The sequence below is a fragment of the Comamonas sp. B21-038 genome (assembly GCF_022387135.1).
In the GTDB taxonomy this organism is placed as follows: domain Bacteria; phylum Pseudomonadota; class Gammaproteobacteria; order Burkholderiales; family Burkholderiaceae_C; genus Comamonas; species Comamonas sediminis.
Window position 1 is genome coordinate 3,025,569 of the sequence record NZ_CP092462.1, and the last position, 17,514, is coordinate 3,043,082.

A 17,514-nucleotide genomic window follows, 5' to 3' on the forward strand; every position below is an offset into this window, starting at 1 on the left:
GTCTGTCTGACAGAAACTACGGCACCTCACAGCTGCCCGCCTGGTTCGGCAAGGCAGCGCGCAAAGCTGGGGCGTTTGCGATTACCTTGCCTGTGGTCGGTTGGCCGCTGGCCAACAACTCGGTAAGTCCACAGGGTTACTCCTGATAAAAAAGCTGGCCGGATTGTAGATCAAGGCCCTCAAAACCACCAGCGGTTTAGAAGGCACAACGCGCTCTTTACCTGCACTTTTCAGAAAGCTCAGTCCAGCACCAGCCGGCGCTGCTGCACCAGCTGCTCGATCTGGGCGCGGGTATCGCTGATCAGCGCTGCAAACTGCTGCGGGCTGCCGCCCATCGGCACCACACCGAGCTGCTCCAGACGCGCCTGCACCGCAGGTTGCTGCAGCGCTTGGCGGGCTGCGTGGTGGAGGGTGTCGATGACCGCTGGCGGCGTGCCGGCCGGCGCCACCAGCCCAAACCAGGTGATGGCCAGGCGGTTGAGCGCCGGGTAGCCCGCCTCTGCCAACGTAGGCACCTGCGGCAGCGCCGGCAACCGCTGGGGCGCGGCCACCGCAAAGGGCACCAGGCGCCCCGACTGCACCAGGCTGCTGGACGACGGGTACTGGTCACTCAGCACCTGGGTCTCGCCCGACAGCGCACTGTTGACCACCGGGCCTTGGCCTTTGTACGGAATATGGCGCAGGCGCACGCCCAGCGCTTCGTTCATCGCCTCGGCAATCAGGTGGCCGATGGAGCCCACGCCGGCCGATCCGATCGTGTAGTGGTCGGGCTGGGCGCGCAAGATGGCGACCAGGCTCTGCAGATCGGCTGCCCCCAGGCTGGGGTGGGTGGAGAATACCGATGGAATCTGCGCCAACGCGATCACCGGTGCCAGCGCTTCGGGCGGGTCGCGGCGCAGCGATTTCAGCATCACCGCATTGACGGCCAAGGTGCTGATCGTTCCCACGCCGATGGTGTAGCCATCGGGCCGCGCACGGGCCACCGCCTCGGCCCCGATGAGACCTGCGGCGCCAGCCTTGTTCTCCACCACCACCGGCTGGCCCAGCGGCTCGCGCATGGCATCGGCAACCAGGCGGGCCACGATATCGGTCGAGCCCCCCGGTGCAAAGGGCACCACCAGCTTGATGGGCTGGCGGGGGTAGGCACGCCGCTCTTGTGCTTGCGCGTGCGCATGTCCGGCCCATGCCAGGCCCAGGCAGACCAAGGCAGGCAGCAGCGCCACCGGGCGCAGGATGGGAAAGCGGGAGATCATGGCAGGCGGGCACTGAAAATCAGAGACGGGAATTATCCTCCCGAGCGGGAAACTGGCACTAGGCAGCGCAGCTGGCCTGTACGTCCTGGCCCTCTTGCTGCAGACCCTGGCTCTGCGCATAGTCCATGCCCCAGTCGCGCATGGCCGTCAGCACCGGCTGCAGGCTGCGGCCCAGGTCGGTCAATGCATAGTCCACGCGCGGGGGGACCTCGGCATAGACCGTGCGCGCAACAATGCCGGCCTCTTCGAGCTCGCGCAGCTGCAAGGTCAGCATGCGCTGGGTGACGTTCGGAATGGCGCGCGCCAACGCACTGAAACGTTTGGTGCCATGGAGCAGATGGAAAAGCACAATGGGCTTCCAGGTGCCGCCCATGACGGACAAGGTGACCTCCACTGCGCAGCCGCTTTTGCTGTTCAAACGCTTCATACCCCTTGCTCCCTGGAAAACGACAAACGCCCTATCCTAGTGCCAAGCCAATATCCATGCATTGCTTACATTTTTAATACTAGACCACAAATATGTCGGTTCTAGCGTTCCACACCCAGCGCTTGCATGATGGCCGGGTGGCTGCAGCCTGCAGCCTCTGTGATGCCAACCAAGGAAAGACATACGCCATGAAAGCCATTCAACTTGCCGCTCCCGGTGGCCTGGACCGCCTGCAACTGGTGGACTTGCCAGCGCCCGCAGCACCAGGCGCCGGAGAGATCCAGGTGCGCCTGCATGCCAGCTCGCTCAACTACCACGACCTGGCCATTGCCGCCGGGCGCTCGGCCACGGCCGATGGCCGTATCCCGATGGCCGATGGCGCCGGTGTGGTGACGGCAGTGGGGGACGGCGTGACCGAGTTCGCCGTGGGTGACGCTGTGGTTTCCTGCTTTTTCCCGCTGTGGCTATCGGGCAAGCAAGTGCCCTCCACCTTCACCACCGTGCCCGGCGATGGCATCGATGGTTTTGCGCGCGAGCAGGTCACGATGGCCGCCACGGCCTTTACCCATGCACCCAAGGGCTATACGCATGAAGAAGCCGCCACCTTGACCACGGCGGGCCTGACCGCCTGGCGCGCCCTGGTCGTCGATGGCCGCATCCAAGCGGGGCAAACCGTGCTGGTGCTGGGCACCGGCGGCGTCTCCATCTTTGCGTTGCAGCTGGCCCATGCGATGGGCGCCAAGGTGATTGCGACGACCTCCAGCGCTGCCAAGGCCGAGCGCCTGCGCGCCCTGGGTGCCGACACGGTGATCAACTACCGCGACCAGCCCGAATGGGGCGATGCGGTGCTGCAAGCCACCGGCGGCCGTGGTGCCGACATCGTCGTGGAAGTCGGCGGCCCCGGCACCTTGCCGCAGTCCATCCGCGCCTGTGCGCCCGGGGGCCATATCGCATTGATCGGTGTGCTGACCGGCTTTGCCGGCGATGTACCGACGGTGGAGCTGATGCGCAAGCAGCAAACGCTCAAGGGCCTGATCGTTGGCAGCCGCGAGCAGCAGCAAGACCTGGTGCGCGCGCTCGACCAGTTGCCACTGCGCCCGGTGATCGACAGCAGCTACCCGCTGGAGAAAATCGCCGATGCCTTTGCGCACCAGATCAGCGCGCAGCACTTTGGCAAGATCTGCCTGAGCTGGTAAGTGGCCACGGCAGCGCAAGCGCTCTGCCGTCTGCGCTACCGCGATGAAAAAACCGCCCCGGGCTTGCGCCTGGGGCGGTTGTGCATTGGGCGAGACACGGTCAGTCCAGCAGCGAGATATCGCGCACCGCACCCTTGTCGGCCGAGGTCACCAGCTTGGCATAGGCCTTCAGCGCGGTGGACACCTTGCGCGGACGGGGCTTGGCAGGCTTCCAGCCCAGCGCATTCTGTGCTTCACGGCGCTTGGCAAATTCCTCATCGCTGACCAGCGCATTGATGGTGCGGTTGGGGATGTCGATCAGGATGCGGTCGCCGTTCCGCACCAGGCCAATCGCGCCGCCAGCGGCCGCCTCTGGCGAACAGTGGCCGATGGACAGGCCCGAGGTACCGCCCGAGAAGCGGCCATCGGTCAGCAGTGCGCAGGACTTGCCCAGGCCCTTGGACTTGATGTAGCTGGTCGGGTAGAGCATTTCCTGCATGCCGGGGCCGCCTTTGGGGCCTTCGTAACGCACGATCACGACATCACCGGCCTTGACCTTGTCGCTCAGGATGTTTTCCACGGCCTCGTCCTGCGACTCCACCACATGGGCCGAGCCTTCGAACACCAGGATCGAGTCATCGACACCGGCGGTCTTGACCACGCAGCCGTCCAGCGCGATGTTGCCGCGCAGCACCGCCAGCCCCCCTTCTTTGGAGAAGGCATGGTCGTACGAGCGGATGCAGCCTTCGGCGCGGTCCAGATCCAAGCTGGGCCAGCGCGTGCTTTGGCTGAAGGCCACCTGGGTAGGGATGCCGGCAGGGCCTGCCATGTAGAAGGTGCGCACCGCCTCGTCCTGCGTGCGCACGATGTCCCACTGGTCCAGCGCGTCCTTCATGGTCTTGGCATGCACGGTGGGCACATCGGTGTGCAGCTTGCCGGCACGGTCCAGCTCACCGAGGATGGCCATGATGCCGCCGGCGCGGTGCACATCTTCGATGTGGTACTTGTTGGTATTGGGGGCCACCTTGCACAGCTGGGGCACGGTGCGCGACATGCGGTCGATGTCGGTCATCGTGAAATCGATCTCCGCCTCTTGCGCGATCGCCAGCAAGTGCAGGATGGTGTTGGTCGATCCGCCCATCGCGATATCCAGGGTCATCGCGTTCTCGAAGGCCTTGAGGCCGACGGCGCGTGGCAGCAGCGTGGCTTCGTCCTGCTCGTAGTAGCGCTTGGCCAGCTCCACGATCAGGCGGCCTGCGCGCTTGAACAGCTGCTCGCGGTCCGAATGGGTGGCCACCACGGTGCCATTGCCTGGCAGGGCCAGGCCCAGCGCCTCGGCCAGGCAGTTCATCGAGTTGGCGGTGAACATGCCCGAGCAGGAGCCACAGGTCGGGCAGGCCGAGCGCTCGACTTCGGCCACATCGGCATCGCTGACATTGCTGTCCGCGGCCATCACCATCGCATCGACCAGATCGAGCTTCTTGATCTGGATCGTCTTGCTGCCATCAGCGGCAGGCACGGCCAGGCGCACCTTGCCCGCTTCCATCGGGCCGCCCGAGACAAACACCACGGGGATATTGAGGCGCATCGCGGCCATCAGCATGCCAGGGGTGATCTTGTCGCAGTTGGAGATGCAGACCATGGCATCGGCGCAGTGCGCGTTGACCATGTATTCCACCGAATCGGCAATCACTTCGCGGCTGGGCAGCGAGTACAGCATGCCGTCGTGGCCCATCGCAATGCCGTCGTCGACCGCAATGGTGTTGAACTCCTTGGCAACACCGCCTGCAGCCTCGATCTCGCGGGCGACGAGCTGGCCCAGGTCCTTCAGGTGCACATGGCCTGGAACGAACTGGGTAAAGGAGTTCACCACCGCAATGATGGGCTTGGAGAAATCGTCGTCTTTCATGCCGGTGGCGCGCCACAAGGAGCGGGCACCAGCCATGTTGCGACCGGCGGTTGAGGTTTTGGAACGGTATGCGGGCATCGTGGTGTACGAATCAGTAAACAATAAGAATGCGGCCTGTCTTGCATAGTGCGGGCCTGGATATACGCCAGGGCCAGCGGGCAAGTTGGCGAGAACCTCTTGAGTGCACGCCGATGTGAGCGCTGATTATGGCGCAGCTGGGCAAATGACGGAGACACTCGGGTTCCAGCCAGCGACAGCGGTAGGGACAGCAGAAAGGCGGAAAAAACCGCCTGCCGGCGGTTTCTGCGCTGCAGCGGCTGCGTCAGCGGCGCCGGCGGGCGGTCTGGCCCAGCGCGTCCCTGGATTTTTGCAGGCGGCGCTCCTTTTTCAGCCCTTCCTTTTCCATCGCCTTGCGCTTGGTGTAGCCCGACCAGTCGGCCCAGGCCCACCACAGCGCTGCCAGGCCAAACGGCGCCAGCACGGTGACCCAGGACCAGGCCGCGACCGGGCCGATTTCCAGGTACTTCAACAACAGCAGAATGATCCCCAGGATCAGAAAATACATGGTTTCTCCCTCTTGTTGCTCGCTGGGCCGCTTGGGTATCGGGCTCGTAAAGTGTTCTGACTTGCGGAACATCCTGGCGTTGGCGCAGTCCTAAGCAGCGAGCCATTAGAATTAATGTACCTCATGCGCTAAGGAGAAGACACGATGAACCGTATTCTGATTGCCACGGCACTGGCCCTGTCGGCCAGCGCACCTGCGTGGGCTGATCAGGCATTGGCCCAATCCAAGAACTGCATGGCTTGCCATTCGGTCGACAAGAAAGTGGTGGGCCCCGCATTCAAAGACATTGGCGCCAAGTTTGCAGGCCAGCCCGGTGCATCCAACATGCTGGCCCAGAAGATCATCAAGGGCAGTGCAGGCGTCTGGGGACCTGTGCCCATGCCCGCCAACACCCAGGTCAGTGAAGCCGATGCCAAGAAATTGGCCGACTGGGTGCTGACGCTCAAGTAAACAACCCATCGCATGCAGGTTGGGCGCTACCGGCCCAAGCAAAAAAACCACCTTGCAAGGTGGTTTTTTTGTGGCGTGCGGCAGCGGTTTAGAAGCTGTTGCGCGGCGGCTCGACCTGGCGCATGCGGTCCTCGATCTGGCCCAGGTAGGCGGCGTTGCTGTTGTCCGACTCCTGGGCGCGGGCCACCAGGTGCGACTCCAGCTCTGCCAACCGCGCCATCAGTGCGGACTGCCCGGCCACATGCTGGCTCTCCAGCACCTGGCGCAGTTCGGTAAAGCGGGAGGCCTCGGCCTTGTCGGCCAGCTCCCGCTGGGCCGTCATCTCCTTGTTGTGGCGGCGTGCCTCCAGCATGACGGAGCCCTGCAGGGACAGCACATAGGCGATGAAGATCACGCAAAGCAGGACGGTGAGCGCCAACATCAACACACCCAGCGGTGCATGGATGGTGGTCAGGCCCAGGTTGACTTCCGACGGGGTGGACAGCACCTCCCAGTTGAGGGCTGCCAGACCGCCGATGAGCACGGCGATGATGAGAAGAAGAATGCTGCGCATAGTGGAATTTGATGGCATGGATAGAACGCATAGACCATAGCATGATCCAGACGTCCCGGCTTGTCAGCCAATGCTGGCAAATTTCCACCCGTTCTTCAGCGTTAACAACGCGTTGGCGCGCCGGGGAGTACCGGCGCGCCACATTGTTGACATTGGGCGTTCAGTGCGTATCGGACAGCTGATCGAGGATCGCCGGGTTCTCCAAGGTGGAGGTGTCCTGCGTGATCGCCTCGCCCTTGGCGATCGAGCGCAGCAGGCGGCGCATGATCTTGCCCGAACGGGTCTTGGGCAGGTTGTCGCCAAAACGGATGTCCTTGGGCTTGGCAATCGGGCCGATCTCCTTGGCCACCCAGTCGCGCAGCTCCTTGGCAATCTGCTTGGCTTCGTCGCCGGTGGGGCGCGAGCGCTTGAGCACGACAAAGGCGCAGATCGCCTCGCCGGTCATGTCGTCGGGCCGGCCCACCACGGCCGCCTCGGCCACGAGGTCGGTCTTGGCGACCAGTGCCGATTCGATTTCCATCGTGCCCATGCGGTGGCCCGAAACGTTCAGCACATCGTCGATGCGGCCAGTGATGCGGAAGTAGCCGGTCTTGGCATCGCGCACCGCGCCGTCACCGGCCAGGTAGATGCTGCCGCCCATTTCTTCGGGGAAATAGGCTTTCTTGAAGCGCTCGGGGTCGTTCCAGATCGTGCGGATCATCGACGGCCAGGGCTTGCTGATCACGAGAATACCGCCGGTGCCGTTGGGCAGTTCCTTGCCGGTTTCGTCCACGATCTGGGCCATGATGCCCGGCAGCGGCAGGGTGCAGGAGCCAGGCACCAGCGGCGTGGCGCCCGGCAGCGGCGTGATCACATGGCCGCCATTCTCCGTTTGCCAGAAGGTATCGACAATCGGGCAGCGCTCGCCGCCGATGTTCCGGTAGTACCACATCCAGGCTTCGGGGTTGATCGGCTCGCCGACCGAGCCCAGAATGCGCAGGCTGCCCAGGTTCCAGTTGCGCGGGTGCACCTTGTCGTCCGAATCTGCCGCCTTGATCAGCGAGCGGATGGCTGTGGGCGCGGTGTAGAAGATGGAGACGCCATGGCGCTCGATCATCTGCCAGAAGCGGCCAGCATTGGGGAAGGTGGGCACGCCTTCGAACACGACCTGGGTCGCGCCAGCGGCCAGCGGGCCGTAGGCAATGTAGGTGTGGCCGGTGATCCAGCCGATATCGGCCGTGCACCAGAACACGTCGCTGGGCTGCAGGTCGAAGGTCCACTCCATCGTCATCTTGGCCCAGAGGATGTAGCCGCCGCTGGCATGCTGCACGCCCTTGGGTTTTCCGGTGGAGCCGCTGGTGTACAGAATGAACAGCGGGTGCTCGGCATTCACCGGCACCGGCGCGCATTCCTTGCTCTGGCCGGCCAGCGCCTCGCCAAAGCTCACATCCCGGCCTTCGACCTTGTTCCAGGCCGTGGCGGTGCGTTCAAACACCAGCACTTTCCTGACGGTATCGCAGCCACCCATGGCCAGCGCATCGTCGACAATCGCCTTGAGCGGCAGCTCCTTGCCGCCGCGCATCTGGTAGTTGGCCGTAATGATCAGCACTGCACCGGCATCGATGACGCGCTCATTGACCGCCTTGGCCGAGAAACCGCCGAACACCACCGAATGGGTGGCACCAATGCGCGCGCAGGCCTGCATCGCCACAATGCCCTCGACGGTCATCGGCATGTAGATCAGTACCCGGTCGCCCTTTTGCACGCCCTGGGCCTTGAGCGCATTGGCAAAGGTGCTGACCTTGTCCAGCAGTTCGCGGTAGGTGATCTTGGTCACCTGGCCATCGTCGGCTTCAAAGATGATGGCCGTCTTGTTCTCCACCGGCGTGCCGATGTGCTTGTCCAGGCAGTTGGCGCTGACGTTCAGCTCGCCATCCTGGAACCACTTGAAGAATGGCGGCGTGCTCTGGTCCAGCACTTCGGTGAAAGGCCGGGTCCACTGCACATGCGCGCGGGCGCGTTGGGCCCAGAAGCCTTCGAAGTCGGCCTCGGCCTCGGCGCACAGCGCCTGGTAGGCCTCCATGCTGCCGACGCGGGCCGTGGCAGACAGGCTGGCAGGTGGGGGGAAAACACGGTTCTCGACCAGAACGGATTCAATCGTTCCTTGGGCTGGGGCTGTCATGGGTGGGTCTCCTTTGCAAACATTGTAGGTATGAAAATCGTTGCTACTGTGGACCGGCGCACTTACATACGTCTGACAGCAGCCTGCGCGCCCGGCGTCGTCGCAGAGCAATTCATAGTCAAAATCAATCAGCCTATCGAATTGACGAATTTTGCCAATCGCGCTGCGCAAGACCCAGGCGGCTCGCTACAATCCGCGTCGCTCTTTTGGCTGCATCTGCGCCATCGGTGAGCCAGCACGCAGGTAGACAGGCTGGTATCCGTTTCACCGATGGAAGATCCAACAACGCATTCCAACGCACCGCAGTCCAGCAGCGCCATCTCCACTTCCTCCTCCATCATGTCTCTGCCTCAAAATGCTCCTTTGCGCCCCTTGCCGGCGCTGATTTTTGCCAGCCGCTGGCTGCAGCTGCCGCTTTACCTGGGGCTGATCGTTGCCCAGCTGGTGTATGTCTGGCATTTCCTGGTCGAGCTGCTGCACCTGGTTGAAGCTGCCTTTGGCAGCGATACCGCGCTGCGCATCCTCGTCACCTCGGTGGGCTATTCGCCCGATGTCCAGATCACCGCCCTCAACGAGACCATCATCATGCTGGTGGTGCTCGGCCTCATCGATGTGGTGATGATCTCCAACCTGCTGATCATGGTGATCGTCGGCGGCTACGAGACCTTTGTCAGCCGCATGCACCTCAACCGCCATCCGGACCAGCCCGAGTGGCTGGGCCATGTGAATGCCTCGGTGCTCAAGGTCAAGCTGGGCCTGTCCATCATCGGCATCAGCTCCATTCACCTGCTCAAAACCTTTATCAATGCGCCCAATTACAGCGAGAAGGTGCTGATGTGGCAGACCATCATCCACGTGGTGTTCCTGCTGTCCGCCCTGGCCATTGCCTGGACTGACCGCATCCTGCACCCCGCTGGCCCTGGTCACAAGGATAGCCACTGATCCAGCAGCCGCTGCACGCATCCCTCCAGCCCCGCCCCTGCGGGGCTTTTTCATGGGCGCCTGGGAGATCCGGATTGGCGAAATATTCCTACACAGCAGCCGCATGGTTTCGGATATCGGTAGTTATTTACCCTTAAAAGACAGCATTCACAGCACAAGCAACGTGATCGGTACGCAATTGCCAGAATCAGGGTCTTTCACAGACAGATCTTGCATAAAATTGAAACTAAATGTGTTTTGCATCGTCGAAACCCCGACCGCTTGATCCGACCATATTTGGTTTTTTGCTGCTATTAAAAAAGGAGCATCGCAGAAATCAGATGCTGCAAATAGGCGCTTGGCAATGCCCAATTCGCCCGGATGAAACCCGCTTTTTTTGACTTCTATATTTCCAATACGTATACTTAAGGAATGTTTTACAACCTGCAACGCAGGTAATCCGTGCCTTTCTGACAGGTGCGGATCGTCTCCGTCGGGTCTTTGGCGCCACGCCAAAGTCCGTCAACAGGCCGGAATATTCCCGGCCCTGATGCCCCGGCGTGGTGGCCTTTTTACAGTGTCCGCCGCGCTCGCGTGATTGAAACGATCGGGTTTCAATGCGCACGAGAGACCCTGTACCTGGCTCGACCCTGGAGCCCGTCGCTCCTGGCATGCATGCCCGGTACAGGCAGAAATTGTTGGTCACATTGTGTGTCCTGCCCACGAGGGCTTGCCATGGCGGTCGCTTTGACTGCCAGGCGCAGCTATCGGCATCAGGGTTGAGAGATTGACGGTCCCGTGCTGGACGACGCCCCTTTGTGGGCGTTTTCAGCGTTGTAGCCACTACAACTTAGGGAGGAGCCACGCATGGCCAAACAAATCCGTATCGAGAACGTCTTCAAGGTGTTCGGAGATTCCCCCAAAGCCGCACTGGAGCTGGTGCGCAAAGGCGCCACCAAGCAAGAAGTCATGGAGAAGACCGGCAACTCCATCGGTGTGTTTGACGCCAACTTCACCATTGAAGCCGGTGAAATCTTTGTCGTCATGGGCCTGTCGGGCTCGGGCAAATCCACCCTGGTGCGCATGCTCAACCGCCTGATCGAGCCCACCAGCGGCGCCATCGTCGTCGATGGCCAGGACATCAACCAGTTGTCGGACAGCAAGCTGCGCGCGCTGCGCCGCAAGGACATCTCGATGGTGTTCCAGTCCTTTGCGCTGATGCCCCACCTGACCGTGGTCGAGAACACCGCGTTTGGCCTGGAGCTGGCCGGTGTCAAGCGTGAAGAACGCTTGGCTGCGGCTGAGCAGGCGCTGGAGCAGGTGGGCCTGGCCGGCTGGGGCGCGAGCTACCCCGACGAGCTGTCTGGCGGCATGCAGCAGCGTGTGGGCCTGGCCCGTGCGCTGGCATCCGATCCTTCGATCCTGCTGATGGACGAGGCCTTCTCGGCACTGGACCCCATCATCCGCACCGAGATGCAGTCCGAGCTGATGCGCCTGCAGGAAATCAAGCGCCGCACCATTGTCTTCATCTCGCACGATCTGGACGAAGCCATGCGCATCGGCGACCGCATCGCCATCATGAAGGACGGCATGGTCCAGCAGGTCGGCACCCCCGACGACATTCTGCGCAACCCCGCCAACGAGTATGTGCGCGCCTTTATCCAGGGCGTGGATGCGGCAGCGGTGTTCAAGGCCGCCGATATCGCCCGCCGTGGCATCACCATCGTCAAGGAAAGCGACCAGCGCGGCGCCCGCGCCGCAATGCAACTGCTGCAGGACGAGGACCGGGATTTTGCCTATGTGGTCTCGCCCCGCAAGCAGTACCTGGGCACGGTCTCGACCGAGTCCTTGCGCAATGCCTTGAAGGGCCATGTGGGCCCATTGGGTCTGCAGCATGCCTACCTGGACAAGGTCGAGCCGATTGCCGAAGACGCGCTGGTGGCCGATCTGTTTGGCCAGGTGGCACAGGCGCCCTGCCCGCTGCCGGTGCTGCGCGCCGATGGCCGCTTTGTCGGCGCGATCAGCAAGAACACGCTGCTGCGCTTCCTGGACCGCGACACGCCCCCTGTGCCGCCCACCGACCCCGCCGTGATCGCCATGCAAGCGGCCACCGAGGCCGCTGCCGCTGAAGCCGCCAATACCGACAACAACGACAACAGGAGTGCCGCATGAGTACCGACAACACGATGACCATCGCCCAGAACACTGCCGCCGCCGACCCTTGGGCCGATACCGCATCGGCCAGCTCGAGCGCGGCCACCGCCTGGACGGGCAGCGACGCCGCCAGCACCCCGGCAGCCGCTGCCGTGAGCGATGACCCCTGGCAGGCGGTTGGCAATGTCTCGGGCAATACCGACTGGCTGGGCGGCCCTGACGCCGTGGGCCAAACCGCCAATGCCGCCCAGGCTGCAGCGCAGCATGCGCAAGCCGCCCACGACAGCGGTTTTCATCTGAGCCAGCTCTGGGACGGCAGCCTGCCGGTTCAGGACTGGATCAACACCGGCCTGACCTGGGTCGTGGCCAATTTCCGGCCCTTCTTCCAGACCGTGCGCGCGCCGATTGACGGCACGCTCACGGGCGTGGAGCATTTTCTGACCGCCATCCCCATGCTCGCGATGGTGGCCATTCTGGCACTGATCGCCTGGCAATTTGCCGGTGGCGCCCTGGCCATTGGGGCCGTGGTGTCGCTGCTGGTCATCGGCATGCTGGGTATCTGGCACGAGGCCATGGTCACCCTGTCGCTGGTGCTGACTTCGCTGGCGTTCTGCATCATCATCGGCCTGCCGCTGGGCATTTTGCTGGCCAGCAGCGACCGTGCGCAGAAGTTCTTCCGACCGGTGCTCGATGCCATGCAGACCACCCCGGCCTTCGTCTACCTGGTGCCGGTGGTGATGCTGTTCGGCATTGGCAATGTGCCTGGCGTGGTGGTGACCATTGTGTTTGCGCTGCCACCGCTGGTGCGGCTGACCAACCTGGGTATCCGCCAGGTGCGCCCTGACCTGATCGAAGCCAGCCGTGCCTATGGCGCCTCGCCGCTGCAACTGCTGTGGAAGGTGCAGCTGCCGCTGTCGATGCCCTCGATCATGGCCGGCATCAACCAGTCGCTGATGCTGTCGCTGTCGATGGTGGTGATTGCCTCGATGATCGCCGTGGGCGGTCTGGGCCAGATGGTGCTGCGCGGTATCGGCCGCCTGGACATGGGCCTGGCCACCGTCGGCGGCCTGGGCATTGTGCTGCTGGCCATTCTGCTGGACCGCATCACCCAGGCGATGGGCCAACCCCGCCGTGGCGTGCGCCACTGGTGGCAAACCGGCCCGGCCGGCATCATCGCCCGCGCCCTGCACAAGCCAGAAGCCAGCCCTGCACCCAAGCCCCTGCCTCAGCCAGCGGCCCAAAAGCAGGCGCAGACGCAGCCCGGCCAGGACGCCGTGCCTGCCGCCTAAGCCCAGCCAGGGCAGCCGCCACCGCTGGCTGCCCTGCCCGCCCGCTGGCCGCATTTGCGCATTGATCGGCGGCGCGCACTGCGCCAGCGCCGAACCCATAACAAGGAGCATCCATGACATTCACCACCCATTCCTGGCAGGCCTTCGCAGCCCCGACCCGCATGGTCAAAAGCCTGCTGGCCACCAGCCTGCTGGCCGCTGGCCTGGCTGCCGCCGGCCATGCGATGGCCCAGGATCTGCCCGGCAAGGGCATCAAGGTCCAGCCACTGCAAAGCTCGATCGCCGAAGAAACCTTCCAGACGCTGCTGGTCAACAAGGCCATGGAAAAGCTCGGCTATGAGGTGCTGCCCATCCGCGAGGTGGAATACGCCACCGCCCACGTCGCCATCGGCAACGGCGACGCCACCTACATGGCCGACCACTGGGATCCGCTGCAGGCCGACTTCTACAAGAACGCCGGCGGCGCCAACAAGCTCTACCGCGAGGGCGAGTACTCGACCAGCGCCGTGCAAGGCTATCTGATCGACAAGAAGACGGCCGACGAGCACAAGATCACCAATATCGAGCAGCTCAAGGACCCGAAGATCGCCAAGCTGTTTGACACCGACGGCGACGGCAAGGCCGATCTGACCGGCTGCACCCCCGGCTGGGGCTGCGAAGGCGCGATCGAGCACCAGCTGACCGCCTACCAGCTGCGCGATACCGTCACCCATGTGCAAGGCACCTATGCCGCACTGATGGCCGACACCATCGCCCGCTACAAGTCCGGCAAGCCCATCCTGTACTACACCTGGACGCCCTACTGGGTCAGCGCCGAGCTGCGCCCCGGCCGCGATGTCGTCTGGCTGCAGGTACCGTTTACCGCACTGCCGGGCAACCAGGCCGATCTGAAGACTGCGCTGCCCAACGGCAAGAACTACGGCTTCCCGCTGAACACCCAGAAGATCGTTGCCAACAAGCAATTTGCCGAAGCCAATCCTGCGGCTGCCAAGCTGTTTGCGATCATGAAACTGCCGGTTTCCGACATCAACGCCCAGAACCTGGCGATGAAGGAAGGCCAGAACAAGCCTGCCGACATCGAGCGCCATGCCGATGGCTGGATCAAGGCCCACCAGGCAGAGTTTGACGGCTGGATCAAGACGGCGCTGGACGCCGCCAAGGCCCAGTAAGTCTGCAGCACCGATCGCCCGGCAGCTTCTGGCCGGGCCGGTGCCTCCCCCCGGGGCATGTCGCCATGCCCACCGGTGCAGCGCCAGCGCTGCCCAGCCTCCAAGCCCCCCGCAAGCTGCACCTGGACCACCCGCCACCACCGGCCGGGCCTGGCGCCGTCTTGCCCCAGGGCTGCCCATGTTCCCTCTCGGTGCGCGCCTTGCGCATCGCGTTTCAATCCAAGGAGAAGACCATGACTGATAAAAACCGCCTCAATCGCCCGATCCACCTGGCCTGCGCCGCCGCCATCGCGTTGATGGCCTGGGGCCCCGCCGCCCAGGCGCAAGACCTGCCCGGCAAGGGCAAGGATGTGCTGCCCCTGCTGGGCACCGTCGATGAAGAGCTGTTCCAGACCCTGATCGTGTCGCGCGCGCTGGAAAAGCTCGGCTACACCGTGAAGGACCCCAAGGGCCTCGAGAACGGCACCGAGCACGTTGTCGTCGGCCAGGGCGATGCCACCTTCATGGCCAACCACTGGATTCCGCTGCACCAGGAGTTTTATGAGCGCAATGGCGGCGCCAAGGTCTTCTACCGCGAAGGCATGTTCTCGACCAATGCCGCCCAGGGCTACCTGATCGACAAGAAAACGGCCGAGAAGTACAAGATCACCGACATCATGCAGCTCAAGGATCCCAAGATCGCCAAGCTGTTTGACACCGATGGCGATGGCAAGGCCGATCTGACCGGTTGCAACCCTGGCTGGGGCTGCGAGCTGGCGATCAACAAGCACCTCAAGGGCCTGGGTCTGGAAGGCAGCGTGACCCACCGCCAGGGCAACTATGCCGCGCTGATTGCCGACACCATCGCGCGCTACCAATCCGGCAAGCCGGTGCTCTACTATGTCTGGACCCCCTACTGGGTCAACGGCGTGCTCAAGCCTGGCCAGGATGTTGTCTGGCTGCAGGTGCCCAATGTTCCCAATGCCAAGGGCGATGAAGACACCCGCCTGCCCAATGGCAAGAACTATGGCTTCAAGGTGAACAACCAGTACATCCTCGCGAACAAAAAATGGACGGATGCCAACCCGGCCGCCGCCAAGCTGTTTGCGCTGATGCAGGTGCCCATTGAGGACATCACCGCGCAGAACCTGCTGATGCGCAACGGCGAAAACAAGACTGCCGACATCCAGCGCCATGCCGACGCCTGGATCAAGAACCACCAGGCCAAGTTTGACGGCTGGATCAAGGAAGCGCTGGCCGCCAAGTAAGCCTGGCGCCTGCCGCCCCCCCGAGCCCGCTGACCAGCGGGTTTTTTTGTGGCGCTTGGCGGCGCAAAACTACAATACCGGCCAAACAACGCCCAGCGCCCACGCCCGATGACCCACCCCTGCCTCAGTTGCGGCGCCTGCTGCGCCAGCTTTCGCGTTGATTTTTCAGTCCATGAATGCGACAGCAACGGCGGCCGCGTGCCATCGGGGCTGGCTGAAGAGGTGAACGAGAGCACCTGCCGCATGCGCGGTACCGACTATGCGCGCCCGCGCTGTGCGGCCTTGACCGGCACCATTGGCCAGCAAGCCGCCTGCGGCATTTATGAATGGCGCCCCTCCCCCTGCCGGGAGTTTGCAGCAGGCAGCGAGGCCTGCAACAAGGCGCGCGTACGCCATGGCATGCAGGCACTGGAAGGCGGGCTGTACTAGCCCGCCCGCCAACGCCCACATGCACGGCGCTACAGCGGCGCGATGCGCACCACCGGCGCACTGGCCGTTTCGATCGACATGCGCAGCGGCAAGAACTGCGCAATCACCGCCATATTGCTGTGCAGGTGCTCGGTCGCCTCGCTGCAGCTGAAGGCTGCCGGCTGGCCGCTTTGCCATACCGCCAGCGCCTGCAGCAGCAACAGCTGGTCGGCCAGGTAGGCGCAGACAGCGGCATCGGGCTTCTTCTGGTAATCGCGCAGGTCCTGGCAGAGCTTGCGCGCCACCGCTTCGGACGACACCCCGTGCGCACCCAGGCCCCAGAACAGCTCGGTGACATGGTCATAGCGCAACGTGGCCTGCAGCAGATTGCCCGGGCCCTCTTCCTGGCTCACCGGCAGCAGCTCCATCGCACGCCGGTCCCAGCCCGTCAGCCGCGCCAGCTCGTCGAACTCGCGCATGGCCACGCCACGCGGCACGGCCGCGCAGACCGCCTCCACAGACACATGCTGCAGCATGCCGCGCGCCAGCAGATCAAAAGGCTGCAGTCCCTGCGCTGCCGGGCTGATGCAGGCGAGCGCCTCGCCACCGCCCGCCGGGTAAAAGCCATAGCGGCGCAGCCGCAGGTCCAGCCCCGCACCCATGCGTGCCACCAAGGGCGCATAGGCGCGATCAATGAAGTGGAAGTTGGGCGCCAGCGGGTTGTGCGTGCCACCCGACAACTGCACCGTGCTGGCAGCATCGGCCATCAGCAAGGCTGGCAGCACCGTCTGCAACACCAGCATCGCACTGCCCGCGCCCGAGATCGGGAAGCGGTAGTCCCCCGCCTTGAGCGCCGCCGGCGCGAACTGCAGCGCCGTCACCCCTGCGCCGATGGGCGACAGCTGGGCGTCACTGATGGTCTGCGCTGCCTGCACACAGGCCAGGTGCTGGCGCATCAGCCCTGGCTTGGAGCGCTTGGCCCGGATGCTGTGCATCGCCAGCGGTCTTTGCGTGATGACCGACAGCGCCAGCGCTGTGCGCAGAATCTGGCCGCCCCCCTCGCCTTGCGAGCCGTCGATCTCGACCAGGCCCTTTTCTATCGATTGGCTTGCGATTTGCATTGGAATCGTTTCCCTCTCTCTGTGTTCTTCTTTTGATGTACTTGGATGGGCTCAGTGGCCGGGCAGCGCAGCACCCATGGTGACGCGCGGATAGCTTACTACCCGGCAGACGCGATGCACACCGGGGCGCAGCTCGAGCTCGCGCCGCAAGATGCGGTCGATGCGCGGTGCCCAGCTGCGCTCCAGGCTCAGCGCCTCGAGCTGCGCATGCGCTGGCTGATCGCCAAACTGCACCCACCACCAGGCAAGGGCCTGCGCTGCCAGGCAACGCAGATCCGGAGCCTTGGCCTGCAAGGCTGCATTCACGCGGGCTCGTGCAGCGGCATCGGGGCGGGCACGCCACAGCGCACGCAAAGCCGCCATCTCGGCCGCATCGCAATGGCTTTGGCGCCAGGCGCGGTGCCGGGCACGGCAGTCCTTGCAGCGGCTGGCACCGGCATACAAGTTGCCTTGCACTTGCTCGCGCCACCACTTCTGGTCCTGGGCGGTCCAGACACAGGCATTACCGCAATCGCAACAGCGATAGCGGATATCGACGTAGAAGTCCGGGAGCCAGAAGGGCTCGCCATGGATCAGTGCGAGAAGCTGCACATCGGCAGCCAAGGCGCCATGCGGCATGGCCGGCAGCAGGGCCGCCTTGCGCTGCTGCTCCATACGGGCCCAACGGCGCTGCTTGATCTCTGCCCTGCGTTGCTTATTGCTTTTCATCACC

At 63.7% G+C, this 17,514-nt stretch carries 18 protein-coding genes; 9 read left to right on the forward strand and 9 right to left on the reverse strand.

The features are described from left to right. Positions 1-239 precede the first annotated feature (239 nt). The gene (locus tag MJ205_RS14000) at positions 240-1,253 is read right to left on the reverse strand and encodes a Bug family tripartite tricarboxylate transporter substrate binding protein (protein ID WP_239809028.1); all 1,014 of its coding nucleotides are present in this window, start codon (positions 1,251-1,253) and stop codon (positions 240-242) included. Between the two features lie 58 nt (positions 1,254-1,311). Then, positions 1,312-1,680, reverse strand: coding sequence for a winged helix-turn-helix transcriptional regulator (locus MJ205_RS14005; RefSeq protein WP_239809029.1), 369 nt, complete (start codon positions 1,678-1,680; stop codon positions 1,312-1,314). 188 nt (positions 1,681-1,868) lie between these two features. On the opposite strand from MJ205_RS14005, the gene MJ205_RS14010 reads away from it, so the two are divergent. Continuing rightward, the gene (locus MJ205_RS14010) at positions 1,869-2,876 is read left to right on the forward strand and encodes a zinc-dependent alcohol dehydrogenase family protein (protein WP_239809030.1); all 1,008 of its coding nucleotides are present in this window, start codon (positions 1,869-1,871) and stop codon (positions 2,874-2,876) included. 100 nt (positions 2,877-2,976) lie between these two features. On the opposite strand, the gene ilvD is transcribed toward MJ205_RS14010, so the two are convergent. Beyond that, a complete protein-coding gene (ilvD, locus tag MJ205_RS14015) occupies positions 2,977-4,842 on the reverse strand; it encodes a dihydroxy-acid dehydratase (RefSeq protein ID WP_239809031.1) in 1,866 nt (621 codons plus the stop codon). Positions 4,843-5,086: 244 nt separating this feature from the next. Then, a complete protein-coding gene (locus MJ205_RS14020) occupies positions 5,087-5,329 on the reverse strand; it encodes a TIGR04438 family Trp-rich protein (RefSeq protein WP_239809032.1) in 243 nt (80 codons plus the stop codon). Positions 5,330-5,473: 144 nt separating this feature from the next. Here MJ205_RS14020 and MJ205_RS14025 point away from each other — a divergent pair, with 144 nt between their 5' ends. Continuing rightward, a complete protein-coding gene (locus tag MJ205_RS14025; protein ID WP_021027702.1) occupies positions 5,474-5,779 on the forward strand; it encodes a c-type cytochrome in 306 nt (101 codons plus the stop codon). Between the two features lie 88 nt (positions 5,780-5,867). On the opposite strand, the gene MJ205_RS14030 is transcribed toward MJ205_RS14025, so the two are convergent. Both MJ205_RS14030 and acs read right to left on the reverse strand, forming a co-directional pair. Then, entirely contained in the window at positions 5,868-6,332 is a 465-nt protein-coding gene (locus MJ205_RS14030; protein WP_239809033.1) for a LapA family protein, read from the reverse strand. A gap of 160 nt (positions 6,333-6,492) precedes the next feature. Next, positions 6,493-8,493: an acetate--CoA ligase gene (gene acs / locus MJ205_RS14035; protein ID WP_239809034.1), complete on the reverse strand. Its 2,001-nt coding sequence runs from the start codon at positions 8,491-8,493 to the stop codon at positions 6,493-6,495. A gap of 30 nt (positions 8,494-8,523) precedes the next feature. Between acs and MJ205_RS14040 the strand changes: the two genes are divergently transcribed. Both MJ205_RS14040 and MJ205_RS14045 read left to right on the forward strand, forming a co-directional pair. Beyond that, complete coding sequence (locus tag MJ205_RS14040) at positions 8,524-8,724, forward strand: hypothetical protein (RefSeq protein WP_239809035.1); 201 nt, start codon at positions 8,524-8,526, stop codon at positions 8,722-8,724. Between the two features lie 108 nt (positions 8,725-8,832). After that, positions 8,833-9,435 (forward strand): TIGR00645 family protein, encoded by a 603-nt coding sequence (locus MJ205_RS14045; RefSeq protein ID WP_133857855.1) that lies wholly within the window; start codon positions 8,833-8,835, stop codon positions 9,433-9,435. A gap of 147 nt (positions 9,436-9,582) precedes the next feature. Here the strand turns inward: MJ205_RS14045 and MJ205_RS14050 are convergent, their stop codons facing one another. Further along, entirely contained in the window at positions 9,583-9,864 is a 282-nt protein-coding gene (locus MJ205_RS14050) for a hypothetical protein (RefSeq protein ID WP_239809036.1), read from the reverse strand. A gap of 417 nt (positions 9,865-10,281) precedes the next feature. On the opposite strand from MJ205_RS14050, the gene proV reads away from it, so the two are divergent. From proV to MJ205_RS14075, 5 genes are all read left to right on the forward strand, one after another. Next, on the forward strand, positions 10,282-11,586 hold the full coding sequence (proV, locus tag MJ205_RS14055) for a glycine betaine/L-proline ABC transporter ATP-binding protein ProV (RefSeq protein ID WP_239809037.1): 1,305 nt from the start codon (positions 10,282-10,284) through the stop codon (positions 11,584-11,586). Further along, a complete protein-coding gene (gene proW, locus MJ205_RS14060) occupies positions 11,583-12,857 on the forward strand; it encodes a glycine betaine/L-proline ABC transporter permease ProW (RefSeq protein ID WP_239809038.1) in 1,275 nt (424 codons plus the stop codon). Before proV ends, proW begins: the two co-directional genes overlap by 4 nt. 161 nt (positions 12,858-13,018) lie before the next feature. Next, positions 13,019-14,026 carry a glycine betaine/L-proline ABC transporter substrate-binding protein ProX gene (gene proX / locus MJ205_RS14065; RefSeq protein ID WP_239812751.1) on the forward strand — a complete coding sequence of 336 codons (1,008 nt, stop codon included), beginning with the start codon at positions 13,019-13,021 and terminating at the stop codon, positions 14,024-14,026. Positions 14,027-14,259: 233 nt separating this feature from the next. Then, on the forward strand, positions 14,260-15,273 hold the full coding sequence (gene proX / locus MJ205_RS14070; protein WP_239809039.1) for a glycine betaine/L-proline ABC transporter substrate-binding protein ProX: 1,014 nt from the start codon (positions 14,260-14,262) through the stop codon (positions 15,271-15,273). Between the two features lie 108 nt (positions 15,274-15,381). Continuing rightward, positions 15,382-15,702: a YkgJ family cysteine cluster protein gene (locus MJ205_RS14075; RefSeq protein WP_239809040.1), complete on the forward strand. Its 321-nt coding sequence runs from the start codon at positions 15,382-15,384 to the stop codon at positions 15,700-15,702. 29 nt (positions 15,703-15,731) lie between these two features. Here the strand turns inward: MJ205_RS14075 and rtcA are convergent, their stop codons facing one another. Both rtcA and MJ205_RS14085 read right to left on the reverse strand, forming a co-directional pair. Next, entirely contained in the window at positions 15,732-16,802 is a 1,071-nt protein-coding gene (rtcA, locus tag MJ205_RS14080) for an RNA 3'-terminal phosphate cyclase (RefSeq protein WP_239809041.1), read from the reverse strand. Positions 16,803-16,853: 51 nt separating this feature from the next. Next, complete coding sequence (locus MJ205_RS14085; RefSeq protein ID WP_239809042.1) at positions 16,854-17,510, reverse strand: zinc-ribbon domain containing protein; 657 nt, start codon at positions 17,508-17,510, stop codon at positions 16,854-16,856. Positions 17,511-17,514: the final 4 nt, after the last annotated feature.